The sequence below is a fragment of the Alloalcanivorax xenomutans genome, from assembly GCF_032810065.1.
GTDB classification, from domain to species: domain Bacteria; phylum Pseudomonadota; class Gammaproteobacteria; order Pseudomonadales; family Alcanivoracaceae; genus Alloalcanivorax; species Alloalcanivorax xenomutans.
Map to the genome: position 1 here is coordinate 427,502 of NZ_CP136538.1, position 22,294 is coordinate 449,795.

The following is a 22,294-nucleotide window of genomic DNA, read 5'->3' on the forward strand; positions in this document are numbered from 1 at the left end:
TATGACGTACAGGGCTGATGTGTTAACCACGCCGCTGGGGCCGATGATCGCCCTGGTTGATCAGCAAGGGGCTCTGGTGCGTCTGGAGTTCGTTGATGGGCAGCACCATCCGGCCAGTGTGCATTGGCGCGGCCTGTCCTATGTTCGGGATGCGGCGGCTGTCCGTCCTGTGGCGGAGCAACTGGACGCTTATTTCGCTGAGCAATTGACGGATTTCGACGTGCCGCTGGCGCCCCTGGGTAACGCTTTTCTGCAAGAGGCCTGGCGCCATCTGCGGCGAGTGCCCTACGGCACCACCATCTCCTATGGCGAGTTGGCAACACGGCTGCCCCGGCCTACTTCGGCGCGGGCTATTGGCCGTGCCAATGCGGTCAATCCGATCGCCATTATTGTCCCCTGCCACCGGGTGATCGGTGCCGACGGCAGCCTTACCGGCTACGCCGGCGGGATCGAACGCAAGCAGGCTTTGCTTGAGCTGGAGCGCGCGCTGCCGCAGCGGAGTTTGTTGTGATCAGTCCTCGCCGCACGATGCCTCCTGTGCCAGCCATTCTCTGAAGAGTGTCATGGCCGGCTTTTCCTGTACCGAAGACGGCCACACCAGATAATAGGCGAAATCCGATGGCCAGGGCTGATCCAGAGCCAGTACCAGCCGGCCGGCATCAATTTCCGCCCGGGCATGCACGTCCCGGATCAAAGCGAGACCCTGCCCGGCCTCCGCCGCCCGGATCAGCAGCAGCTCGTCATTGAAGGCGGGCCCCCGGTCGGCATGAGCCGGTTCGTTTATTCCCAGTGCCTTCAGCCACAGTACCCAGTCCGCCCGGTTGCTGTTTTGCAGTAATGGAAAGGCCAGACAGTCGGCGGGTTCCCGGATCGGTGGGCCCTGGGCCAACAGGGCGGGGCTGGCCACCGGCACCAGCACCGAAGCCATCAGTCTCTGGCACGCCAGCCCGGGATAATCGCCCAGGCCATGACGGATCGCCACATCCACCCGGTCGCGCTGAAAGTGGATCAGATCGGATGAGGCCTCCACGCGAACATCGATATCCGGGTGACGCTCGGTGAAGCGGCCGAGACGGGGCACCAGCCAGGAGGCGGCAAAGGACGGCGTGGTGCTCACGGTCAGTGTTTGCCGGGCGTTCCGGGCTTCCAGGCTGCCCAGGCTGCGTTCGATCTGTTCGAAGGCCTGGAGCAGGGCGGGATAAACCTGTTCGCCGGCTTCGGTGAGCTGCATGCCCTGGCGGGTTCGGATAAACAGAGGGGCCCCGATCCGCTCTTCGAGCTGTTTCAGTTGCTGACTGACCGCGCCGGGCGTAAGAGCCTGTTCACGATCTTTACGCCACCGCGTTGCTGCTGGAAAAGCCGCCAGGCGGCGTCGCGGACTGCAGGCTTTGGTGGTTCCAAAGTCAAAGGCCGGGGCGTCGTCTGGCGGCTTTTCCAGCGCAACCCGAAGGGCCGGGCCCCTTTTACCGCCAGGCCGCGATTACGCTTGTTTATGTAGATTGACTACACCGCACAATCGGAATCACGACCTGACGATAAAATGAACTCCGGCGCGGCGGCGTAAAGATCGTGAACAGGCTCTAACCCATCACCCCGGCGGCGCGCTTGACGCTGCCATGGCGTCCGATTTCAGTGAAGGCGCGTAGGGCCAGTAACGGCAGAACCGCACTCATGATTTAGTTTTCCTATGTGGAATGCTTGAGAAAGATTGGATTGCTGTTCTTCCAAAAAAGGGAGTTTCTCTCTTTTGGTGTCATTTTGGAATTTAGTTTTTCTGAATAAAAAACAAAAATCTCGAGGTCCGAAAAGGGCGAGTAGCGGACGCCGCGGCGGGGTATGATCGATGCCATGTGGATTGACGATGATCAGTGTTATCAGGCCCTGCGCACCCGCGATGTTCGTTTCGACGGGCGCTTTTTCGTGGCGGTGTCCTCCACCGGCGTGTACTGTCGGCCGGTGTGTCCGGCGCGTCTGCCGAAGCGGGAAAACTGCCGCTTCTTCGCCAGCGCCGCGGCGGCGGAATCCGAGGGCTACCGTCCTTGTTTGCGCTGCCGGCCGGAACTGGCGCCGGGGGATGCCAGCGTGGACGCGAACCGGCGCCTGGCCAGACAGGCGGCGGAATATCTGGATGCCGGGGCGGGCGATGGGGAATCGCTGGCGGCTCTGGCCGAACGCCTTGGCGTCACCGATCGCCATTTACGAAGGGTTTTCCACTCCGAGTTCGGCGTGGCGCCGGTGGAATACGTGCAAACCCGGCGCTTATTGCTGGCCCGGCGTCTGTTGCGCGACACCGGCCTGACCATTACCGAGGTGGCGCTGGCCGCCGGTTTCAACAGTTTGCGGCGCTTCAACACCCTGTTCCGGGGGCGTTATGGGCAGCCGCCCTCGGCATGGCGACGGGCCGCGTCAGGGCGTCGCACCAGCGACGGCGAATTGGTCTTTCATTTGAGCTATCGGCCGCCCTTTGATTGGGAGGCGCTGCGCGATTTTCTCGCCGCCCGGGCCATTCCCGGAGTGGAAGGCATGGAGCGGGGACAATACCGGCGTACCGCGTTGATCCGGCGTGGCGACAAAGTTCACCGTGGCTGGCTGACCGTGGCGCCGGGGCCTCGCAACGGACTCACGGTGACGTTGTCCGAGTCTCTGGCACCGGTGGTGCCGGAGGTGTTGGTTCGCTTGCGCCGGCTGTTCGATCTGGACGCCCAGCCAGCGCTGGTGGCGCAACGGCTGGGTTCGCTGGCGGCGGCGCGGCCGGGGCTGCGGGTGCCGGGGGCCTTCGATGGTTTCGAAGCGGCGGTGCGCGCGGTGCTGGGACAACAGATCACGGTCAAGGCGGCGCGAACTCTGGCCGGCCGGGTGGCGGCGTCACTGGGCGAGCCGCTGGACACGCCGTTCGAGGATCTGACCACCACCTTCCCGGAGGCCGCCGTGGTGGCCGCCGCCGAGGCGGAGACGCTGGGATTGCTGGGCATCATTCGCGCCCGGGTGAAGGCGATCCAGGCGCTGGCCGCTGCCTGTGCCGAGGATCCCATGCTGCTGTCGCCGGCGGCGGATGTGGAGCGTACCCTGACCGAGCTCAAGGCTCTGCCCGGCATTGGTGACTGGACCGCCCAATATCTGGCGATGCGGGCGCTGTCCTGGCCGGATGCGTTTCCCGCCGCCGACCTTGGCGTGCTCAAGGCGTTGGGGGAGACTTCGGCGGTGGCGGTGAGACGGCGGGCGGAGGCCTGGCGTCCGTGGCGCGCTTATGCGGTGATGCATCTTTGGTTCGGTGGCCAGGAGAACAAGACCCCATGATCGAATATCACGCTTTACCCACATCCCTGGGCGCCCTGTTGCTGGCGGCGGAAGACGACGCCCTGGTGGGCGCTTGGTTCGAAGGGCAGAAATACCATCCTGACCCGCGTCCCTGGCGGCACAATCCGGCTCATCCACTGCTGGTGACCGCCGCGAATCAGGTGCGCGCCTACTTCAGCGGGGAGCGCCGCGATTTCGATTTGCCGCTGGCGCCACGCGGGACCGAATTTCAGCGCCAAGTTTGGGGCGCTCTGAGGGAAATCCGTTGCGGGAACACCTCCACCTATGGCGAATTGGCGCACCGGCTCGGCCGGCCCCGGGCGGTACGGGCGGTGGGGGCCGCGGTGGGCCGCAACCCCTGCTCGGTGATTATCCCATGTCACCGGGTGCTGGGAGCGAATGGCAGCCTGACCGGCTATGCTGGCGGCATCGACCGCAAGGCCCGGCTGCTGGCACTGGAGGGCGGCGGGCCGGGTACCGGCACTTTGTTCTGATCGGCGCGGATCAGCTCCGCGAGGCATCAAACTGTTGTACACGAGCGGTTGCCGTGGCCCGGGTCAGGGCCGTGCCGGCCTTGTCGTACAGGCACCCTTCCAGAAAGGCGATGGTGCGGCCGAGTTTGACCACCCGGCCTTCCCCGAACAGCGGGCCCGGGGCCGCCGGGTGCAGGAAGCTCACATTCATGTCGATGGTCGGGGCGTACAATCTGCCTCGGCTGGTGAGCCAGAGCGCCGGGCCCAGAGTGTCGTCGAGCATGGCGGCCTGAATGCCGCCCTGGATCATGCCGGCGGGATTGAGAAAATCCGGTTTGCCATCGAAGCGGACGCGTAATAAGCCGGTGTTGTCGTCAAAGTGCTCCAGTGTCCATCCGAGCAGTCGGGCACTTGGCGGGAAGGGCATGTCGGCCGGCGGGGTCCGTGGTGTGCTGTACGAAGGGGGCATGGTCTGGCTCCTGCTGTCGTGGTACCGCCAATATGCTCAACTCCAGTGACAGCGGCTGTCAGTAGAGGGACAGCGCCACGGCATGGGTTTTGTTTTTGTCGAAATCCGAGGCGGTGAGACGACTAACCGGGAACAGCGGCTCCGGCCATCTTTTTGACCACCACCTTGAGAGGTCCCGAACATGTCCAAAATGATTTTCGTCAACCTGCCCGTGGCGGATTTGCCTGCGTCCATGGCGTTCTATGCCGCGCTCGGCTTCGAGAACAATCCGCATTTCACCGATGACACCGCCGCGTGCATGGTCTGGAGCGAGTCGATCCACGTCATGCTGCTCACCCATGACAAATGGCGCTCATTCACCCAGAGGCCGATTCCGCCCGCCACCGCCAGTGAAGTGATGCTGGCGCTCAGCCTTGATGATCGCGAGGCGGTGGATGCCATGAACGACACCGCCGCCGCCCATGGCGGCACCGCCGACATCAATCCGGTCCAGGATCTGGGGTTCATGTACAACCGCAACCTGGCGGACCCGGACGGCCATGTCTGGGAGGCGTTCTGGATGGACCCGTCGGCGATTCCCGGGCAATAAGCCGGATTCAGTCGGCCAGGCCGGCGCAGGTTTGCGGGGGCGGTCGCTGGTAACGGCGGCTGCGATGCCCCAGGTAGACACCCAGGGCCAACACCACCGAGGTGGCGGCGAAAGTGGCCCGAAAGCCGCCGCTCCACTCAATGATCAACGAGGCGGCGGCCGGGCCGATCAACTGGCCGACGGCGTAGAACAGGGTGACGAAACTCACCGCCACGGCGGCCTGATGGGGCGCCACGGTTTCGGTGGAGGCGGCCAGGATGGACGTGAACAGGCCGGAGATGCACAGGCCCAGAATCAGGAAGTGGGCGACGAACATGGGCTGTACCGGCCACAGCACCGGCAGGGCGGTGCCCACCAGCGACAGCGTCATTGCCAGCACCAGACTGTTGGAATAGCCCAGCCGGTCCGCCAGGCCGCCCCACAGCGGACCGGTGAACACGGACATGATGCCCATCATTGACACCAGATGGCCGGTGGTCAGCGCCGGCACTTCCGATTCCAGGGCATAACTGTACATGAACGTGGTCTGCACGATGTAGGTAAGACCCTGTACGCCGTACACCAGTCCCACCGTGATCACATGGGGATTGCGGAACACCGGCAAATCCTTGGTGCGGAGCTTGGGTCTGGCGGCGTTGGAATGGCCCAGAGGGTTGCGCAGAATCAGCACTGACATAATCAGCACCGCCAACCCGCCGGTGGCGAACAGCAGCCAGACATCGCGCCAGCCCTGCTCGGCGCTGCGTTCGGTCATGGCCGGAACGATCAGTCCGACCAGCAGCATGCCCAGCCCCACGCCACTGTTGGCGAAGCCGATCACCGCGCCGCGCCGGTGCGGGAAAGTGTTGGCCAGCAGCGAGATCAAAGGGGTGTAGCCGAAGGCCGTGCCCATCCCCAATACCAGCATCAACAGCAGGATCGGCACGAAGTCACTGGCGTGGGCGAGGCCGAAGAAGCCGCCGGTCACCAGCATGAGTCCGAGTACCACCGAAGTCTGGCCGCCGAAGCGGGCGGCGAACACGCCGGCCACCATCACCAGCAGCAAATAACCGAGGGCGTTCACCGTGCTCAGGTTCGCCGCCTGGGCGTTGCTCAGCCCCAGCCCGTCGCGCATGGCCGGCAGCACCAGACCATAGCTGAGGCGGGCAAATACCAGGATGGCGATGGTGCATAAAGCCCCGTTGATCACCATCAAGACAAAGGGCGGGCGGCGGCGGAAAAACGGCATGGTGGCCTCGGATTGATCTGATGTTTTTATTCGTGCTCCCGGTTCGTCACCTCCGGTCGGGGAAGACGGATCAAGGCGCTTGCCATATTGGCTGCATTTGAGTGTAGCTCAACAAGTGGTGGTGGGCATACTGGTTGGTTTGATGGTCTATAAAGTCGGAAGTCGCCACAAGGCCGCTGTAGGCGCTTGCCTGCAAGCGAATTTTTGGGTCCTGGAACCCGATTCGCTTGCAGGGCAAGCTCCTACAGCGGCTTCGTAGTGCGGTTTGTGGGAAGCCAAGGCGGGCTTATTCCCGGCCCTGGAAGAAACGGAGCACCTTGCGGATTCTGCGACGGTCTGCGTCATTGAGCCGGGAGCGGCCGGTATAGCGCAGATAAAAGCGCAGACGTTGCGTGCGGCTGAGAGTGTGCTTGGCGACTTTGTCCAGGCAGGCGAGATCCTTGATCACGCGGTAGCGCAGGAACGGGCCGAACCAGAAGCGTCCGGCGGGGCAATCAATGAAGAACACCCGGGGCGGGGTACCGGTAACCAGAATATTGCGCCACTTCATGTCGCCATGGCAGAAGCCCCGGGCATGCATGACACGCAGGCCGTCGGCGACCTGATCGGATACCGCGGCCACCCAGGCCCGGTCCCGCAGGCAGCCCGCGCCGGAGCGGGCCAGAGTGGCGAGATCGGTGCTGTCGGGGATACCCACGGTGATCAGGGCGCCCTGATGAAAGCGGCCCCGGCGCCGGCGGAAACCGGCGCCGACCACGTCCGGTACCGGCAGTCCCCAGCGACGGAACAGGTCCAGGTTGCGCCATTCCCGCTGCACTCGTGGGGTGCCGATCCAGTTGTGCAGATGGCCGCCGCCGTTACGGTACCGTTTGACGAAGAAGGTTCGCTCGCCACGGCGCAGGCGCACCACGTCTCCCATGGGGCCATCGGAGACCACCTGGCCCTGGAGTTGAAACACGGCGTCCAGACCGTCGAAAGCGTGTTGGTCCGGGGCGCTTTTGACCCACCATCTCATGGCTATGCCCGCCCCCTTGTATAAACAGTCTCGCCCGAAAACAGCGTCTATTGTAACGCCGCGCTCCGGGAAAATCCGGCGCTGGCGGGGCCGGCTCTCGCGGACACGGTAAAACCCCCTTAAAGCGGGCGCAAATCCGTTACACTACGCCTCTTGGCCCGACCGCTGGCGGGTGGGTAACGATGCGAGGAGAGAATGGCATGACGGGGTTCGCCGAACTGGGGCTGCATGAGCGCTTGCTTAAGGGCATAGAGGCGTGCTCGATGGAGACGCCCACGGAAGTGCAAAGCGAGGCGATTCCACAGGCGTTGGCCGGACACGATCTGCGTGTCACCGCCCGCACCGGCAGTGGCAAGACCGCCGCCTTCGCGCTGCCTTTGCTGCAACATCTGTTGCTGGAGCCCAAGCCGCTGGCTGGTACCCGTGCTTTGATCCTGTCTCCCACCCGGGAGCTGGCCAGCCAGTTGCAGAAACAGGTGCAGGCGCTGGCGGGATTCACTTTCATTCAGTCGGAAGTGGTCACGGGTGGCGAGGATTTCAAAGTCCAGGCGGCCCGCATTCGCAAGAATCCGGAAATCCTGGTGGGGACACCGGGGCGCCTGCTGGAACATCTGGAAGCGGGTAATCTGGCCCTGGCGGATCTGGCGGTGCTGGTGATCGATGAAGCCGACCGCATGCTCGATCTCGGCTTTGGCGAGGATGTCAGCCGTCTGGCCGCGGCCTGTCCGGAACAGCGCCACACCTGGCTGTTCTCCGCCACCCCGGGAGATGCCAACATGGAGCGCCTGGTGCGCGGCGTGCTGCGTGAACCCCGGGTTCTGGCGTTGCACACCGTCCGTGAAATCCACCATGGCATTCGCCAGCAGGTGATTACCGCCGACGACGCGGCGCACAAGGAGCGCCTGACCCAATGGTTGCTGGCCCACGAAACCTATGCCAAGGCCATGGTGTTCACCAATACCCGGGTGCAGGCGGATCGTCTCGGCGGGGTGCTGCGCGCCACCGCCCGCAACAAGGTTTATGTGTTGCATGGAGAGAAAGCGCAGAAAGAACGCAAACAGGCCATGGACCGTTTACGCAATGGTGATGTGGATATCCTGGTGGCCACTGACGTGGCCGCCCGTGGTCTGGATGTTTCCGGTCTGGATCTGGTGATCAATTTTGACATGCCGCGCAGCGGTGACGATTACGTCCATCGCATTGGCCGTACTGGCCGGCTCGGCGGCGAGGGGGTGGCGGTATCGCTGGTGAGTGCCAGCGAATGGAATCTGATGGCGAGCATCCAGCGTTATCTCGATCAGCAGTTCGAGTTTCGCATCATCGAACCGCTCAAGGCCCGCTATCAAGGGCCGAAGAAACGGCGCGCCGATGGCCGTGCGGTGGGCAGCAAAAGCAAAAAGCTGAAACGCAAGGCCGCCGCCAAAAGCGGCGTGAAAGGAACGAAAGCGGCGAAAGGCGCAAAGAAAACCGCCAACCTCCGCCGTAAGGCAAAACCCGCCGCCCAGGAACTCAAGGGCGGCCATGCCACCCTCAAGCGCAAACCCCGTTCCCAAGACTGATTTGCGGTCCATTTCTTTAAGGTGCTGTCATGAGTGAATCGACCCCGGTGATCCGGTTGAAGAAAAACGAGGAACGCCGGCTCAAGGCCGGGCACGAGTGGATTTACGCCAATGAGATCGACACTCGCGAGCAGCCGCTGAAAACCCTGCCCGCCGGTGGCGCCTGTGTGGTGGAAGACCATCGTGGCAAAGTGCTGGGGCGGGCATTGCTCAGCCCCAACTCCCTGATCGCCGCGCGCCTGTACAGCCGCGATGTCCGTCAGGAACCCAGTAAGAGTTTCTTCAAGAAGCGCATTGCCGAAGCTCTGGCGATGCGCGACACCCTGTTTGCTGAACCTTTCTATCGGCTGATCTACGGCGAGGCCGACGGCCTTCCGGGGCTGGTGGTGGATCGTTTCGGCGATACCCTGGTGCTGCAGTGCGGCACCGCCGGCATGGAAGCGTATCTGCCTTTGCTGGTGGAAGCCCTGGACGCGGTACTGGAACCGGCTTGCATCGTTGTCAAAAACGACGCCTCCGTGCGCGCCCTCGAGGGTCTGCCCATTTATGTGCGGGCGGAAAAGGGCGAACTGCCGACGGTTTTGTCGCTGCGCGAGAACGGGGTGGACTTTCAGGCGCCACTGGCGGAAGGGCAGAAAACCGGTTGGTTCTTCGATCACCGTGCCGCCCGGGCGCGCATGGCGCCACTGGCGAAGGGCGCGCGGGTGCTGGATGTCTTTTCCTACTGCGGTGGCTGGGGCGTGCAGGCGGCGGTGGCCGGGGCTGGAGAAGTGACCTGTATAGACAGCTCCTCCACGGCGCTGGATTTCGTGCACGCCAATGCCGAGCGCAACGGTGTGGCGGATAAAATGCGGACCCTGGAAGGCGATGCCACCGCCGCCATGAAGCAACTCGTGAGCGACGGCGAAAAGTTCGATCTGGTGGTGCTGGACCCGCCGGCATTCGTCAAGCGGCGCAAGGATTTCAAGAACGGTCTGGCCGGCTATCACGCCATCAATGAGCTGGCGGTGCGGCTGGTGAAACCCGGTGGTTACTTCGTATCGGCGTCCTGTTCCATGTTGCTGCCAGCGGAGAAGCTGCTGGATGTGGTGCGCGCCAGCGCCCGCCACATTGACCGGCGTCTACAGGTGATTGGCTATGAAGGGCAGGGGCCGGATCACCCGATCCACCCGTCGATACCGGAAACCGCTTACCTGAAGAGCTGGTTCAGCCGGGTGCTGTTCAAGGTCTGAGGCCGGACATACCGACCGGCGCATGAATTCACATGTTGCCACGAAGCCGCTGTGGGAAGCTTGCTTGCAAGCGAATGTCCCAAACGTCGGAGGGCGAATTCGCCAGCAAGCTGGCTCCCACAGGCCCTGCCACGAAGCCGCTGTGGGAGCTTGCCTGCAAGCGAATGCCCAACGCCGGAGGGCCGTATTCGCCAGCAGGCTGGCTCCCACTGGCGTCCCACGTCATAAAGCAATCCGCGCCAGCACCGCCAAGGCCAGTCCCGCCAGAATCAGCGCGGTTCCTCTTTCCAGCCAGTCGTGATGCCGCGCCAGCCAGGCCGGCGCTGGCCCTCGCGCCAGGACCAACGCGAACAGACTGTACCAGGCACCGTCGATGACCACGGCGGTGGTGGCCATCTGGATCCGCGCCGGGGTGCCCATATCCGCCTCGATGAACTGGCTGAATAACGCCAGGAAGAACAGAGCCACCTTGGGGTTCAGCAACGCAATGAGGAAACCGTCGCGGGCGGCACCGTGAGTGGCTTGTACCTCGGCTTCGGGAGCCGGTCCGGCGGCGGCGCGCCAACTTTTCCAGGCCAGCCACAACAGGAACAGCGCCCCGGCCGCCGAGATCAGGGTTTCCAGCCAGGGGAAGCGGTGCAGCAGCGCCGCCAGTCCCGCCACCGAGGCCGCGGCGTAGACGGCGATGCCGCCGGCGTGGGCCAGACCGGCGGCGACCCCGCCGCGCGCACCGCTCAGCACCGTGTGGCGGGTCACCACCGCCAGACTGGCGCCCGGCGTCATCGCGCCGAACAGACACACCGCCGCGAGAATCAGCCAGGAATGAAGATCCAACATGCTATCGGCCCCCATGGCAAAGAGGGCATTTCAGTGCGCCGGGGCCTTGCCGTCAATATTGCGCGTAGACCTTGGTACCTTTGTCATCGAACAGCAGCACCTGATAGGGATCCTGGCGGTCGCCCATTTCCATGCCGGGAGAGCCGATCGGCATGGCCGGCACGGTCAGGCCAACGGCCTCGGGCCGCTCTTCCAGCAGGCGTTTTACTTCCTTGGCCGGCACATGGCCCTCGATGGTATAGCCATCGATAAAGGCGGTGTGGCAGGAACCCAGTCCCGCCCGCAGCCCGGCTTTTTCCTTGATCGGTTGCAGGTTTTGGGTTTCGTGTACCTTCACGTCGAAACCATTTTCGCGCATGTGCTCCACCCACTTGATGCAACAGCCGCAGGTGGGGGATTTGTACACCTCCAGGCTGGCGGCGGAGGCGGCCATGCTGGCCAGAGTAAGGGCGGCGCCCAGCAGTAGTTTTTTCATGGTGCGGTTCCTTTTCTCAAAAAAAATTATTCGTTGACGATCAATGTACCCTGGTACATCTGCATCTGGCAGGTGAAACGGTACTCGCCCGGCCGCTCCGGGGTCAGCGTTACGGTGGTGGCTTTGCCGGTGTCGAGAAATTCGGAGACGCCGAGCTCATGGAAGATCACTTGCTCCGCGCACGGACTCGGGTCCCGGCGCAGGAAGCGCAGCGTCAGTGGCTGCCCGGCCCGGGCCTGAATCACCGACGGCTCGTAGACACCGTTGTCCACCACAATATCCAGCGGCGCGTCACCGGCGCGCTTGGCCGGGCCGCGACCGGATAGCCAGAACCACCAGACGATCAGGGCCATCAGCAACAGCCCGCCGAGATTGATTAGCCAGGTTGTCATTCGCTTGTCTCCGCTTTATCGCCCACCACCACCAGACGCTCCTTATCCATCATCTGGCCGAGTACGTTGACGGTCTCCTCCCGGGCCTGCTCCAGGCGCACGGAGTGGAACCCCGCTGCTTCCAGGGCGGCGACCAGATCGGGGCCGTCATACAGGGCGAAACCATGTTCGAATACCGGCAGTTCCCGCATGCTGGCGCGGCTGCGCAGACCCAGGGCGCAGCGCCCGCCGGGAGCGAGCAGCGCATGGATACGTTCCAGTGCTGGCGCCAGCGGTTGCCAGAAATAAACCACGTTCACCGCCACTATCCGGTCCATGCCGCCGTCCGCCAGGGGCGGGGCCAGCAGATCGCCGAGCAGGAAACGGGCGCGGCCTTTCTCCACCCAGTCATGATTGGCGGCCCGTGCTTCACGGACCATCAACGGGGACAGGTCCAGGCCGGTGTAATCGAGCCCCGGCCGGTCCCGCAGCAAGGTGGCCACATGACCGCCGCCGCCGGGGCCGATTTCCAGTACTCGCTGGCCGGCGCGGCAATCGAGGGCGGCATAAGCCGCCTCGATCACTTCGGCGTTGCGCTGGTCCATGCTGGAGGCCACCTTGAGTCCGTCGTCGTCGTGGGGGCAGCGCAGTTGCGCCGCCAGTTGTTCAGGATTCACCACGGGTCTCCTTGTTGCCGCGGGATGCGGCACGGGGCCGAAACAGACGCAGCCGGTTGGCGTTGGTGACCACCGTCACCGAGCTCAGTGACATGGCGGCGCCGGCGATCACCGGGCTGAGCAGCCAGCCGGTGAAGGGATAAAGAATGCCCGCCGCCACCGGTACGCCGAGCGTGTTATAGGCAAAGGCGCCGAACAGATTCTGCTTGATGTTGCGCACGGTGGCCCGGGAAATCGCCATGGCATCCGCCACGCCGTGCAGCGAGCCGCCCATCAGAGTGATGGCGGCGGACTCGATGGCCACATCGGTGCCGGTACCGATGGCGAAGCCCACGTCCGCCTGGGCCAGTGCCGGAGCGTCGTTGATGCCGTCGCCGACCATGGCCACCTTGCGGCCTTCGCCCTGCAGACGCTCGACCTCGCGGGCCTTGTCCTCGGGCAGCACCTCGGCCAGCACCTTGTCCACCCCGGCCTGGCGGGCAATGGCCTCGGCGCTGGTGCGCACGTCCCCGGTGATCATCACCACGGTGAGACCCAGGTCGTGCAGGCGTTGAATGGCGGCGCGGGAGTCCTGCTTGATCGGGTCGGCGACGCCGATCACGCCCAGCAGTTGCTGATCCCGTGCCAGGAACAGCGGCGTGGCGCCATCCCGGCCCAACGCTTCCGCCTGCTCTTGCAGGCCGCCGGCCACGCCTTCCCGGTCCAGCCAGCGGCGGTTGCCGAGCCGGAGCAGGGCGCCGTCCAGGCGGGCGCTGACGCCCTTGCCGTTGTGAGCCTGGAAATCGGTGACCGCTTCGGTTCGCAGGCCGCGTTCCTCGGCGGCGGCAAGGATGGCCCGTGCCAGTGGATGTTCCGATCCCGTTTCCAGGGACGCCGCCAGCGTCAGCAAGGTGGCCTCGCTTTCGCCGTCGATGGCGTGTACGCCGGTCACCGCCGGATGCCCCTCGGTGATGGTGCCGGTTTTATCCAGCACAATGGTGTCCAGGTCCCCGGCGGTTTGCAGGGCCTCGCCCTGGCGGATCAGGATGCCGGCCTCCGCCGCCTTGCCGACGCCGACCATCACCGACATCGGCGTGGCCAGCCCCAGGGCGCAGGGGCAGGCAATGATCAGCACGGTGGTGGCGGCTACCATCATGTGCACGATGCGCGGGTCCGGTCCCAGGTTGTACCAGGCCAGAGCCGAGGCCACCGCGATCAGCAGGATGGTGGGCACGAACACCGCCGAGATACGGTCCGCCAGGCGTCCGATGGGCGGCTTGGCGCCCTGGGCTTTTTTTACCAGGGCGATGATCTGCGCCAGGGCGGTATCCCGTCCCACCCGGGTGGCGCGATAGATCAGGGTGCCGCTGTCGTTGACGGTGCCGGCGGCGACGCTGTCGCCGGGGCCCTTGCTCACTGGCATTGGTTCCCCGGTGAGCATGGACTCGTCCAGGCGGCTTTCGCCTTCCTCCACTTCGCCGTCCACGGCGATTTTCTCGCCGGGGCGGACGCGCAGCAGGTCGCCGGCCTGTACCGATTCCACCGGTATGTCCCGTTCCTCGCCGTCACGGATCACCCGGGCGGTGCGGGCGCCCAGGTCCAGAAGCCGGCGGACCGCCTCGCTGGTCTTGCCGCGGGCGCGCATCTCCAGGGCCTGGCCCAGGTTGATCAGGCCGATGATCATGGCGCTGGCCTCGAAATAAACGTGGCGCGCCGCCTCCGGCAGCCAGTCCGGGAACAGCACCACCACCATGGAATAGGCCCAGGCCGCGCCGGTGCCCAGGGCGATCAGGGTGTCCATGTTGGCATTGTGGTGGCGGCCCGCTTTCCAGGCGCCGATGAAGAAATGCCGCCCGGACCAAGCCAGCACGCCGAGGGTGACCAGGCCCACCGCCAGCCAGCCCCACTGGCTGGCGGTGCCCGCCGTCACCATCATGGTGCCGCCGGCCAGCCCCCATGCCATCAGCGGGATACCCACCGCCAGGCCGATCACGGTGTGGCGGATCAACTCGCGGTAATGCGCTTGTTCCTGCTCATCACGCTGCTGATCGGCCTGTTGCTCATCGTCGATCACGCTGGCGCCATAGCCGGCGGCTTTTACGGCTTCTATCAGGGCCTCGGTATCGGCGTCACCGGCCACCCGGGCAGTGCGATCAGCCAGGTTCATACTGGCCTCGTCAACGCCGGCCACCCCGTTCAGCGCGGACTCGATGGTGCGCACACAGGAGGCGCAGGTGGCGCCGGTGATCGCCAGCAGATGCTCGCTGGTGCCCTGGGTGGTGTCCCCGTGTCCCGCGGTGCCGCCATGGTGGTGGTCGCCGCTGCCTTGCGCCGGCTGGCGCGGGGCTTCGATATGACACTCAGGCGCGGATTGTTCCGGTGAGGGAGAGGGGGCTTCCACCCCGTAGCCGCTTTCCAGCAGCGCCTCGCGCAGGGCATCGCCGTCGGCGTCACCGCTGACAGTCACCGTTTGTTGCTCCAGATCAACCTCGGCGCCGGAGACCCCGGGTACCGCCAGCAGGGCGGTACGGATCTTGCGGGCGCAGCCCTGACAGGTAGCGCCCTGAATCGGCAGAGTCTGTTCATTCATGGGATAGTCCTCCATGGACAGCACTATCCAAGCTTGGGGTAACCCCAGGGTCAAGAAGGAAACGCTTCGAGCCGACAGCCTTTTTCCTCACAGCGGCATAGCACGCCGGATTTAAATCGCAAACTTTTATAAAAGCGTCATAAAACAACGACTGCCCCATGGCGGGGCAGCGGCCCCGGGTGCACCATGGGCGCACTATTTAGGCTGGGTGACGGGCCAACCTGTATCAGGCGGCGCCCGCGTTGTTCGACCGGTTAAAGAGGACCTGAATCATGAAAAAGACGTTGATGTTTTCCGCGCTTGCCGCTGCCACTCTGACCGGCAATGCGCTGGCCCAGAACGCGCCGGTGCGCGATAACGGTTTTTCCTATACCTACGGCCAGCTCGGCTACGATCGTTGGGATTATGACAATGGCCTGGACGTCGACGCACTGACCGCGGAAGGGGCCTTCGCTCTGGATGAGCACGTCTTCCTGCGTGGTGGCGTGAGCTTCTATGACGGTGACTACAACCGCTCCCATTGGGACGACGACGTGGATGGCCATCGCATGTACATCGGTGCCGGCATGCATACCCCGCTGAACCGGGGTCTGGATCTGGAACTGATGGGTGATGTGATTTACGACGACAACGACTTCGACGATGAAATGGGTTATGCCCTGCGCGCGGGTCTGCGTCACCGTACCCTGGACATGGTGGAGCTGTCCGGTGGCGTGGTTTACGAGGACATTTATGACGACCAGTTCGGTGTCTATGGCCAAGGCCTGCTGAATATCACCCCGGCGGTGGATGTGGGGGCCCGCATCACCCTCGCCGATGATGTGGATACCTTCGGCGTTTTCGGTCGCTATAACTTCTAAGCAGCACGCTGATATCGCTTTCTCACCGAGGAGGCTACGAAGCCGCTGTGGGAGCTTGCCTGCAAGCGAATCTTTTGGGATCGAAACCCATTCGCTTGCAGGCAAGCTCCCGCAGCGGCTTCGTAATCAGGTCGAAGGGACCGCGGTCCCTATTCGGGAAAATCCCTAGGGCCCGCCCTGATCGTTGTTCAGCCAATTGCTGATCGGCGCCCACTGCCCGCTTTCACTGGCCTGTTGCAAGGCCTTCTTGAACCCCTGTTTTTGTTTTTCCAGTGCCGCCCGCAAGGGGGCGAGATCGTCGCCGTTCAGCTGTGCCAAAGCGGCATCCGGTAAGGTCTCGTGCACTATCGCCAGACTTTCCCCGGGCACCATCCGGTCCCCTTCCGCTGTCTCCCCTTTCGAATCCGCCGCCCAGCGTCGCGCCTGACGCAATCGCCGATCCAGCAGCCGCAAGCCGCAGCGTAACTCCGCCGCGCTGACACCGTTAGCGTCCCGTAATGGCGTCAGATCGTCCATCAGCAGGGTGCCGGCCACGCGCACATAATCGTGGCGGCGCTGAGTGATCGGGCTGCCGGTATCGAATTCGGAGGCCGCCCGGGGCGAGCCGTCACTGTTATGCAGTAATAGCCATAGCGGCTGAAATCCCAGGCTTACTTCGCCGGGCGCGGCCATCCGGTGCTGCTCCAGCAAGGTATCGCGGCGGATCGGCAGGGCCTGGTCGTTGACGATGCCGGACTCCGGCCAGCTTGGCGTGGCATCCACGTAAGCCGGGTAGAGCGGCCAGTCGTCCACGCGTTCCAGGGAGGCCACCTGGTCCCGGCCGCAGGCGCGGGTGGCCAGCACCAGCCAGAACTGGTTGGTGGTGCGGTACAGCGCCCGCCACTGCTCGATCAGCGTGGCGAGGGTCTGGTCGTCGGCGCCGCTGGTGAAGGCTTCCAGGGCCTGTCGCCAATCCTCGAGAGCCGGTGCCAGCGCCTGGTCCGCCTGGCTGTCCAGGGTTTCCACCAGAGGGACGCGTGCCGGTTCCGCCTCCTGTTTCGACGGCTCGTTGCAGCCGGCCAGGGACAGCGCCGTCAGCATCAGCAGAGCCGCTTTTCTCATTGGCTCCGCCGCAGCGAGATGATCGGCCAGTCCCGTTCACGGGCCGCCGCCGCCAGCTTGTCGTCCGGGTCCACGGCCACCGGATGGGCGACCTCGCCCAGCAGGGGCAGGTCATTGTGGGAATCGCTGTAGAACCAGCTGCCGTCCAGGGACTCGTCGTGCTCCTCCAGCCATTGATGCAGGCGCTTGACCTTGCCGTCCTGATAGCAGGGGATTCCCGCCACCCTGCCGGTGTAACCCTGGCTGGTCATTTCCGCCCGGGTGGCCAGCAGATGCGGCACGCCCAGCCGTTCGGCGATGGGGGCGGTGATGAAATCGTTGGTGGCGGTAATGATCATCAGGGTATGGCCCTGGTCGCGGTGCTTTTGCAACAACGCTTCGGCCGCCGGCAGCCACAGGCCTTGGATCACCTCCTTCATGTATTGCTCGCGCCAGGCGTGGAGCTGCTCCAGAGGACGGCCCGCCAGCTCGCCGAGCACGAATTCCTGGTAGGCGATGATGTCCAGAGTGCCGTCCAGGTAGTCCTGATAAAAGCGGTCATTGGCGGCCTGGTAGGCGGCGGCGTCCACCAGGGACTGGCTTACCAGCCATTCCCCCCACTGATGGTCGGAGTCGCCGGCAATGAGGGTGTTGTCCAGGTCAAAGATGGCCAGAGTCATGCTGGATCCCATGAAATAGAGAGAAAGGTTGGCGCGAGGAGCATAGCAAAGGCCGATCCGTTCGGCAGCCGATTGATCGAGGCTACCGGGACAAGGTTTAATGAGTGAGTATCGGAGCCGCCATGATGGCCATGGCGCGGCACGCCCTGTGTGTGCCCCTCCGGCCCCGGCGGGCCGGATGTCGCTGGCTCCCCCGGGTTTGGAAGACCATGACTGGCATTATTGATGAACAGGGGTACCGGCTGAATGTCGGTATCGTGATCGCGGGGCCCGATGGCCGGGTGTTCTGGGGGCGCCGCGTCGGTAACCGGGATGCCTGGCAGTTTCCCCAGGGCGGCATGATGCCGGGGGAGACGCCGGAAGAGACCCTGTTCCGGGAACTGGAAGAAGAGGTGGGACTGCGCCAGGAGCACGTCAGCATTCTCGCCCACACCGAAGGCTGGCTGACCTACCGCCTGCCGCGCCGCTTCCTGCGGCCTCCACGCAACCGGCCCCGCTGTATCGGCCAGCGGCAAAAATGGTTCCTGCTGCGGCTTAACGCGGAGGAAGCAGCCATCGACCTGACTCTGGGGCCGGAGCCGGAGTTTCAGGACTGGCGTTGGGTAAACTACTGGTACCCGATTCGCAAGGTGGTGCATTTCAAGCGCGCGGTCTATGCGCGGGCCCTGAGAGAGCTGGCCCCCGCCCTACCCAAGAGGAGCAAACATGCTTGATACCCTGCGCCGCATTGTGCAGGAAGTGAATAACGCGCCGGACATCCGCTCGGCCCTGGATCTTATGGCCCAGCGGGTGCGCGATGCCATGGGCACCGAGGTGTGCTCCATTTACTTGCGGGACAACGACCGGGAACGCTACGTGCTGATGGCTTCCGAGGGCCTCAAGCGCGAAGCGGTGGGCCGGGTCAGCCTGGGCCTGTCCGAGGGGCTGGTGGGACAGGTGGGGCAGCGCGAGGAACCGATCAACCTGGAAGATGCCTTCGCCCACCCGAAATTCCATTATCTGGCCGAGACCGGCGAGGATCCGTTCCACGCCTTCCTCGGCGTGCCGGTGATGCACCACGGCGAGGTGCTGGGCGTGCTGGTGGTGCAGCAGCGCGATGCCCGCCGCTTCGATCAAAGCGAAGAGGCGTTTCTGGTCACCATCTCCGCCCAATTGTCGGCGGTGATCGCTCATGCCCATGCGTCCGGCATTCTGTTCGAGCAACTGGAAACCCGCGAGCGGCAGGCCAGCATGTACGACGGCCAGCCCGGCTCCTCCGGTGCCGCCATCGGCATCGCCAAACTGCTGTTTCCGGCGGCCGACTTGTCGGCGGTGCCGGACCGGGAAGCGGAGGACATCAGCGCCGAGATCGCCCGCCTGGACGATGCGCTGGTACGGGTGCGCAAGGAAATCCGTGACCTGGCCGAGCGCGCCAAGGCAAGCCTCGGGGCCGAGGAGCAGGCCCTGTTCGATGTCTATTTACGCATGCTTGACCGCCATGCCCTGCCGGCGGAAGTAGTGGCCAAGATTCGCGAAGGCCACTGGGCGCAGGGTGCCTTGCGCATCGTGGTGGACGCCCATGTGCACAATTTCGAGATGATGGATGATCCTTACCTGCGTGAGCGGGCGGCGGACGTTCGTGATCTGGGGCGCCGGGTGCTGGCGCAACTGCAAAGCTACAACCGGCGTGAGCTGGAGTTTCCCGACCACTGCATTCTGCTTGGCGAGGATATTTCCGCGCCGATGCTGATGGAGCTGCCGCAGGAGCGCATTGCCGGCATCGTCACCACGCGCGGCTCGCGTAACTCGCATATGGCCATCGTGGCCCGGGCCATGAGCATTCCCACCGTGGTGGGGGTGGCCAACCTGCCGCTGAAGAAACTGGACGGCAAGGAGCTGATCGTCGACGGTTTTCGCGGCCGGGTGGTGGCCAACGCCACTCCGGAGCTGAAACATCAGTTCGAGGAATTGATCGCCGAAGAGCAGAGTCTGCTGGAAGGGCTGGAGAAGCTGCGCGATCTGCCGGCGGAAACCGAGGACGGGGTCAGTGTTCAATTGCAGGTGAACACCGGTCTGATGACCGACATCAACCGCTCCCTGGAGCGCGGCGCTCAGGGCGTGGGGCTGTACCGCAGCGAAATTCCGTTCATGATCCGTGACCGCTTCCCCTCCGAGGAAGAGCAGCGTGTGTTGTACCGGGAGCAGTTGCAGGCGTTCGCGCCGCTGCCGGTGACCATGCGCACGCTGGACGTGGGGGGCGACAAGTCACTGAGCTATTTCCCCATTGAGGAGGACAACCCGTTCCTCGGCTGGCGCGGTATCCGGGTCACTCTGGACCACCCGGAAATTTTCATCGTCCAGGTACGGGCCATGCTCAAGGCCGCCGCCGGCCTGAACAATCTGCGCATCATGCTGCCGATGATCACCAATGTGTTCGAGGCCGAGGAGGCCCAGCACCTGATTCATCGCGCCTGGCTGGAGGTGCGCGAAGAGAACGTGGACGTGGAAATGCCGCCGGTGGGCGTGATGATCGAAGTGCCGGCTACCATCTATCAGGCCCGGGCGCTGGCCCAGCGGGTGGATTTCCTGTCCGTGGGCACCAACGACCTGACCCAGTATCTGCTGGCGGTGGATCGCAACAACCGCCAGGTGTCGGACCTGTACAACTCGTTCCATCCGTCGGTGCTGCATGCGCTGCTGCATGTGGTGGAGCAGGCCCATGCCGAGGGCAAACCGGTGTCGGTGTGCGGGGAAATGGCCGGCGATCCGGCGTCCGCTCTGCTGCTGATGGCGATGGGCTTCGACGCGCTGTCCATGAACGCTTCCAACCTGTTACGGGTCAAGGCGGCGGTGCGTCAGGTCAACATGGGCTTCCTGCGCCGTCTGCTCAATGAGGTGCTGGCCATGGACAACGGTGAAGTGATCACCGCCTACATGGATCTGCAACTGACCAAGGTCGGCCTGGGCGATCTGATCCGCCATCGCGCCCCCGCGGCGGCGTAGGGGGAAGGCTTGGGAACATGAACCCGGAGATCGCTACAAGCTCCCACAGCGGCTTCGTCGCATAATCTGTGGGAGCCAGCCTGCTGGCGAATCCTTATGATCCATTGCCGCTCAACTGTCCGTGGGCGCCCCGTCCGCCTCGCCATCCGCCCGCCAGCACTGCTCGCGCATCATCGGAGCCCCTTCCCGGGGCAGCAGCACCGCCGAACTGGCGCGGGTGCCGTACTGTTGCGACTGAATGAAGATCGGCGCCACCAGTCGCTCCAGCTCCCGCTCCACGCCGGTATCCGGCAGGTCTTCTTCCGGCGGCTGGTAAGGGTCCACCACCACGCCGAGTAGATCGCGGAGAGACGGGGGATTGGAAGCGGCGCCGTCCAGCACCCGGGCCAGCCGCTGTTTGCCCCGTTCCACCTTGGGCCAGGGATCGTCCAGGATGCCGTTGGAAAGGCCGTGCAGGCCCGGCTTCACCGGCTGCGCCGCCGGCCCCCGGTTACTCAGGTACCACAGGCTTTCACGGTCGCCCACCAGCAGATTGAAACCGGAGTAACGATGCTCCTCCGCTTCCAGCGAAAGGCAAAACAGTTCCGGGCTCTGATGGCTCTCCAGGAAGGCCTGTGGCAACAACCCCCGGGACAGCTCGCCGACAGTGCGTTCGGCCACCGGCTCGCGGTAATTGGTGACTACCGCGAAACGGCCGTCGCGGTGGATGCCCAGCCAGGTGCCGCCGGCCCGCAAATCCAGGCCGCAGAACACATCACCGCGCCAGCGGGCCGGCTCCGCCGGGCGCTGGTGGAATTCGTCACGATTGGCGGAAACCGCCAGAGGGTAGGCATCGCCGGGCTGCCAGCGGAACAAAACAATACACATGGGCGTCTCTTTCTGGGTCGGAAAACGGAATCGGGAAAACGGTCCGCTTAGGGCCTGTTCGCACTATTTCCATCGCGCCTGTTGCGGCAAAAAGGGCATCCAGCAGGCGCGATGGAAATAGTGTGAACAGGCCCTAGCTGCTAGCATACCGGCTCGGCGCGTACCTGGCGAAAGCGGTCGGTGGCGCGGCGCTTTATCTGTTTGCCTGACCTGTTTACCAGAGGAATGGGCCCACCATGACCCTGTTTTTGATCTGTGCCCTGATCGGTGTGTTCGCCGGCCTGTTGGGCGGCGCCCTGGGGCTCGGCGGTGGTGTGGTGATCGTGCCGCCGCTGATTTACCTTTATCACGCCATGGGCATCGACCCTCAGGTGGTGGCCCAATTGGCGGTGGGTACCTCGCTTTGCACTATCATCGTCACCTCGATCAGTTCCGTGCACACCCACCACCGGGCCGGCTTCGTGCGCTGGCCGGTGGCGTTTCGGCTCGGTGTCGGTATCGTGGTGGGAGCGCTGATCGGCGCGGTCATCGCCGACCGCCTGTCCGGCCCGATGCTGACCCGGTTGTTCGGCGTGTTCGCGGTACTGGTGGCGTTGCAGATGCTGCTCAGCGGCCGCCGCAAGCAGCAACAGGGCGAGGAACGGGTGCCGGGAAGCGCCGGTCTTGCCGGGGCCGGCGGTGTGATCGGCACCATCTCCAGTCTATTTGGTATCGGTGGCGGTTCGCTGACCGTCCCGTTTTTGTCCTGGTGCCGGTTGCCGATGCAAAATGCGGTGGCGATCTCCGCCGCCTGCGGGCTGCCCATCGCGCTGGCCGGCACGCTGGGCTTCATGGTCACCGGCTGGGGCAAGCCGGAATTGCCGGAATGGGCACTGGGCTATGTGTATTTTCCGGCGGCGCTGGCCATCGTCGTCACCAGTTTTCCGATGGCACGGGTGGGCGCGCGGCTCAGTCACCGCCTGCCCTCCGCCACTCTGAAGCGTATTTTCGCCGTGGTGCTGATCGTGATCGGCACTGAACTGATGCTTGGTTAG

The 22,294-nt window shown here is 64.4% G+C and carries 22 protein-coding genes; 10 read left to right on the plus strand and 12 right to left on the minus strand.

Features of this window, described 5'->3' with window-relative positions; all coding sequences use genetic code 11:
• Position 1: 1 nt before the first annotated feature.
• Positions 2-511 carry a methylated-DNA--[protein]-cysteine S-methyltransferase gene (locus RYH70_RS02135; protein ID WP_035450510.1) on the plus strand — a complete coding sequence of 170 codons (510 nt, stop codon included), beginning with the start codon at positions 2-4 and terminating at the stop codon, positions 509-511.
• On the opposite strand, the gene RYH70_RS02140 is transcribed toward RYH70_RS02135, so the two are convergent.
• Positions 512-1,438 carry a LysR substrate-binding domain-containing protein gene (locus RYH70_RS02140; RefSeq protein WP_317010157.1) on the minus strand — a complete coding sequence of 309 codons (927 nt, stop codon included), beginning with the start codon at positions 1,436-1,438 and terminating at the stop codon, positions 512-514. It lies immediately after the preceding gene.
• A 410-nt stretch (positions 1,439-1,848) separates the two neighbouring features.
• On the opposite strand from RYH70_RS02140, the gene alkA reads away from it, so the two are divergent.
• Positions 1,849-3,297 (plus strand): DNA-3-methyladenine glycosylase 2, encoded by a 1,449-nt coding sequence (gene alkA / locus RYH70_RS02145; RefSeq protein ID WP_317009723.1) that lies wholly within the window; start codon positions 1,849-1,851, stop codon positions 3,295-3,297.
• Positions 3,294-3,791 (plus strand): methylated-DNA--[protein]-cysteine S-methyltransferase, encoded by a 498-nt coding sequence (locus RYH70_RS02150; protein WP_317009724.1) that lies wholly within the window; start codon positions 3,294-3,296, stop codon positions 3,789-3,791. The genes alkA and RYH70_RS02150 overlap by 4 nt, the downstream gene beginning before the upstream one ends.
• Before the next feature lie 10 nt (positions 3,792-3,801).
• On the opposite strand, the gene RYH70_RS02155 is transcribed toward RYH70_RS02150, so the two are convergent.
• Entirely contained in the window at positions 3,802-4,239 is a 438-nt protein-coding gene (locus RYH70_RS02155) for a PaaI family thioesterase (protein WP_022996894.1), read from the minus strand.
• 181 nt (positions 4,240-4,420) lie between these two features.
• On the opposite strand from RYH70_RS02155, the gene RYH70_RS02160 reads away from it, so the two are divergent.
• Entirely contained in the window at positions 4,421-4,828 is a 408-nt protein-coding gene (locus RYH70_RS02160; protein WP_022996893.1) for a VOC family protein, read from the plus strand.
• Positions 4,829-4,835: 7 nt separating this feature from the next.
• Here RYH70_RS02160 and RYH70_RS02165 read toward each other — a convergent pair whose 3' ends face one another.
• Together RYH70_RS02165 and RYH70_RS02170 are read right to left on the minus strand one after the other, a co-directional pair.
• Complete coding sequence (locus RYH70_RS02165) at positions 4,836-6,056, minus strand: MFS transporter (protein WP_317009725.1); 1,221 nt, start codon at positions 6,054-6,056, stop codon at positions 4,836-4,838.
• A 286-nt stretch (positions 6,057-6,342) separates the two neighbouring features.
• The gene (locus tag RYH70_RS02170) at positions 6,343-7,071 is read right to left on the minus strand and encodes a lipopolysaccharide kinase InaA family protein (protein WP_026948436.1); all 729 of its coding nucleotides are present in this window, start codon (positions 7,069-7,071) and stop codon (positions 6,343-6,345) included.
• Between the two features lie 200 nt (positions 7,072-7,271).
• Between RYH70_RS02170 and RYH70_RS02175 the strand changes: the two genes are divergently transcribed.
• A complete protein-coding gene (locus tag RYH70_RS02175; protein ID WP_317009726.1) occupies positions 7,272-8,630 on the plus strand; it encodes a DEAD/DEAH box helicase in 1,359 nt (452 codons plus the stop codon).
• Between the two features lie 29 nt (positions 8,631-8,659).
• Complete coding sequence (locus RYH70_RS02180; protein WP_022996889.1) at positions 8,660-9,862, plus strand: class I SAM-dependent rRNA methyltransferase; 1,203 nt, start codon at positions 8,660-8,662, stop codon at positions 9,860-9,862.
• Between the two features lie 222 nt (positions 9,863-10,084).
• Here the strand turns inward: RYH70_RS02180 and RYH70_RS02185 are convergent, their stop codons facing one another.
• From RYH70_RS02185 to RYH70_RS02205, 5 genes are read right to left on the minus strand one after another with little or no spacing between them, the layout of a single operon-like run.
• Entirely contained in the window at positions 10,085-10,699 is a 615-nt protein-coding gene (locus RYH70_RS02185; RefSeq protein WP_026948438.1) for a LysE family translocator, read from the minus strand.
• A gap of 52 nt (positions 10,700-10,751) precedes the next feature.
• Positions 10,752-11,174 carry a DUF411 domain-containing protein gene (locus RYH70_RS02190; RefSeq protein WP_022996887.1) on the minus strand — a complete coding sequence of 141 codons (423 nt, stop codon included), beginning with the start codon at positions 11,172-11,174 and terminating at the stop codon, positions 10,752-10,754.
• A gap of 26 nt (positions 11,175-11,200) precedes the next feature.
• Entirely contained in the window at positions 11,201-11,566 is a 366-nt protein-coding gene (locus RYH70_RS02195; RefSeq protein WP_022996886.1) for a cupredoxin domain-containing protein, read from the minus strand.
• The gene (locus RYH70_RS02200) at positions 11,563-12,222 is read right to left on the minus strand and encodes a class I SAM-dependent methyltransferase (protein ID WP_022996885.1); all 660 of its coding nucleotides are present in this window, start codon (positions 12,220-12,222) and stop codon (positions 11,563-11,565) included. The genes RYH70_RS02195 and RYH70_RS02200 overlap by 4 nt, the downstream gene beginning before the upstream one ends.
• On the minus strand, positions 12,212-14,791 hold the full coding sequence (locus tag RYH70_RS02205) for a heavy metal translocating P-type ATPase (protein ID WP_233917785.1): 2,580 nt from the start codon (positions 14,789-14,791) through the stop codon (positions 12,212-12,214). Before RYH70_RS02205 ends, RYH70_RS02200 begins: the two co-directional genes overlap by 11 nt.
• 272 nt (positions 14,792-15,063) lie before the next feature.
• Between RYH70_RS02205 and RYH70_RS02210 the strand changes: the two genes are divergently transcribed.
• A complete protein-coding gene (locus RYH70_RS02210) occupies positions 15,064-15,651 on the plus strand; it encodes a hypothetical protein (RefSeq protein WP_022996883.1) in 588 nt (195 codons plus the stop codon).
• Between the two features lie 165 nt (positions 15,652-15,816).
• On the opposite strand, the gene RYH70_RS02215 is transcribed toward RYH70_RS02210, so the two are convergent.
• Together RYH70_RS02215 and RYH70_RS02220 are read right to left on the minus strand one after the other, a co-directional pair.
• Positions 15,817-16,752: a hypothetical protein gene (locus RYH70_RS02215; protein ID WP_080530320.1), complete on the minus strand. Its 936-nt coding sequence runs from the start codon at positions 16,750-16,752 to the stop codon at positions 15,817-15,819.
• The gene (locus tag RYH70_RS02220) at positions 16,749-17,411 is read right to left on the minus strand and encodes a histidinol-phosphatase (RefSeq protein WP_055099360.1); all 663 of its coding nucleotides are present in this window, start codon (positions 17,409-17,411) and stop codon (positions 16,749-16,751) included. The genes RYH70_RS02215 and RYH70_RS02220 overlap by 4 nt, the downstream gene beginning before the upstream one ends.
• Positions 17,412-17,620: 209 nt before the next feature.
• On the opposite strand from RYH70_RS02220, the gene RYH70_RS02225 reads away from it, so the two are divergent.
• Both RYH70_RS02225 and ptsP read left to right on the plus strand, forming a co-directional pair.
• A complete protein-coding gene (locus tag RYH70_RS02225; RefSeq protein WP_022996880.1) occupies positions 17,621-18,124 on the plus strand; it encodes an RNA pyrophosphohydrolase in 504 nt (167 codons plus the stop codon).
• The gene (gene ptsP, locus RYH70_RS02230) at positions 18,117-20,393 is read left to right on the plus strand and encodes a phosphoenolpyruvate--protein phosphotransferase (RefSeq protein ID WP_022996879.1); all 2,277 of its coding nucleotides are present in this window, start codon (positions 18,117-18,119) and stop codon (positions 20,391-20,393) included. Before RYH70_RS02225 ends, ptsP begins: the two co-directional genes overlap by 8 nt.
• Before the next feature lie 111 nt (positions 20,394-20,504).
• On the opposite strand, the gene RYH70_RS02235 is transcribed toward ptsP, so the two are convergent.
• Positions 20,505-21,260 carry an NRDE family protein gene (locus RYH70_RS02235; protein ID WP_022996878.1) on the minus strand — a complete coding sequence of 252 codons (756 nt, stop codon included), beginning with the start codon at positions 21,258-21,260 and terminating at the stop codon, positions 20,505-20,507.
• Between the two features lie 236 nt (positions 21,261-21,496).
• Here RYH70_RS02235 and RYH70_RS02240 point away from each other — a divergent pair, with 236 nt between their 5' ends.
• Positions 21,497-22,294 (plus strand): sulfite exporter TauE/SafE family protein, encoded by a 798-nt coding sequence (locus RYH70_RS02240; RefSeq protein WP_022996877.1) that lies wholly within the window; start codon positions 21,497-21,499, stop codon positions 22,292-22,294.

Coding starts and splice junctions, on each gene's coding strand:
- RYH70_RS02235 (WP_022996878.1), bottom strand. CDS start 21,260: ATGTGTATTGTTTTGTTCCGCTGGCAGCCCGGCGATGCCTACCCTCTG.
- ptsP (WP_022996879.1), top strand. CDS start 18,117: ATGCTTGATACCCTGCGCCGCATTGTGCAGGAAGTGAATAACGCGCCG.
- RYH70_RS02240 (WP_022996877.1), top strand. CDS start 21,497: ATGACCCTGTTTTTGATCTGTGCCCTGATCGGTGTGTTCGCCGGCCTG.
- RYH70_RS02180 (WP_022996889.1), top strand. CDS start 8,660: ATGAGTGAATCGACCCCGGTGATCCGGTTGAAGAAAAACGAGGAACGC.
- RYH70_RS02220 (WP_055099360.1), bottom strand. CDS start 17,411: ATGACTCTGGCCATCTTTGACCTGGACAACACCCTCATTGCCGGCGAC.
- RYH70_RS02185 (WP_026948438.1), bottom strand. CDS start 10,699: ATGTTGGATCTTCATTCCTGGCTGATTCTCGCGGCGGTGTGTCTGTTC.
- RYH70_RS02160 (WP_022996893.1), top strand. CDS start 4,421: ATGTCCAAAATGATTTTCGTCAACCTGCCCGTGGCGGATTTGCCTGCG.
- RYH70_RS02155 (WP_022996894.1), bottom strand. CDS start 4,239: ATGCCCCCTTCGTACAGCACACCACGGACCCCGCCGGCCGACATGCCC.
- RYH70_RS02170 (WP_026948436.1), bottom strand. CDS start 7,071: ATGAGATGGTGGGTCAAAAGCGCCCCGGACCAACACGCTTTCGACGGT.
- RYH70_RS02135 (WP_035450510.1), top strand. CDS start 2: ATGACGTACAGGGCTGATGTGTTAACCACGCCGCTGGGGCCGATGATC.
- RYH70_RS02150 (WP_317009724.1), top strand. CDS start 3,294: ATGATCGAATATCACGCTTTACCCACATCCCTGGGCGCCCTGTTGCTG.
- alkA (WP_317009723.1), top strand. CDS start 1,849: ATGTGGATTGACGATGATCAGTGTTATCAGGCCCTGCGCACCCGCGAT.
- RYH70_RS02165 (WP_317009725.1), bottom strand. CDS start 6,056: ATGCCGTTTTTCCGCCGCCGCCCGCCCTTTGTCTTGATGGTGATCAAC.
- RYH70_RS02175 (WP_317009726.1), top strand. CDS start 7,272: ATGACGGGGTTCGCCGAACTGGGGCTGCATGAGCGCTTGCTTAAGGGC.
- RYH70_RS02225 (WP_022996880.1), top strand. CDS start 17,621: ATGACTGGCATTATTGATGAACAGGGGTACCGGCTGAATGTCGGTATC.
- RYH70_RS02190 (WP_022996887.1), bottom strand. CDS start 11,174: ATGAAAAAACTACTGCTGGGCGCCGCCCTTACTCTGGCCAGCATGGCC.
- RYH70_RS02215 (WP_080530320.1), bottom strand. CDS start 16,752: ATGAGAAAAGCGGCTCTGCTGATGCTGACGGCGCTGTCCCTGGCCGGC.
- RYH70_RS02195 (WP_022996886.1), bottom strand. CDS start 11,566: ATGACAACCTGGCTAATCAATCTCGGCGGGCTGTTGCTGATGGCCCTG.
- RYH70_RS02210 (WP_022996883.1), top strand. CDS start 15,064: ATGAAAAAGACGTTGATGTTTTCCGCGCTTGCCGCTGCCACTCTGACC.
- RYH70_RS02205 (WP_233917785.1), bottom strand. CDS start 14,791: ATGAATGAACAGACTCTGCCGATTCAGGGCGCTACCTGTCAGGGCTGC.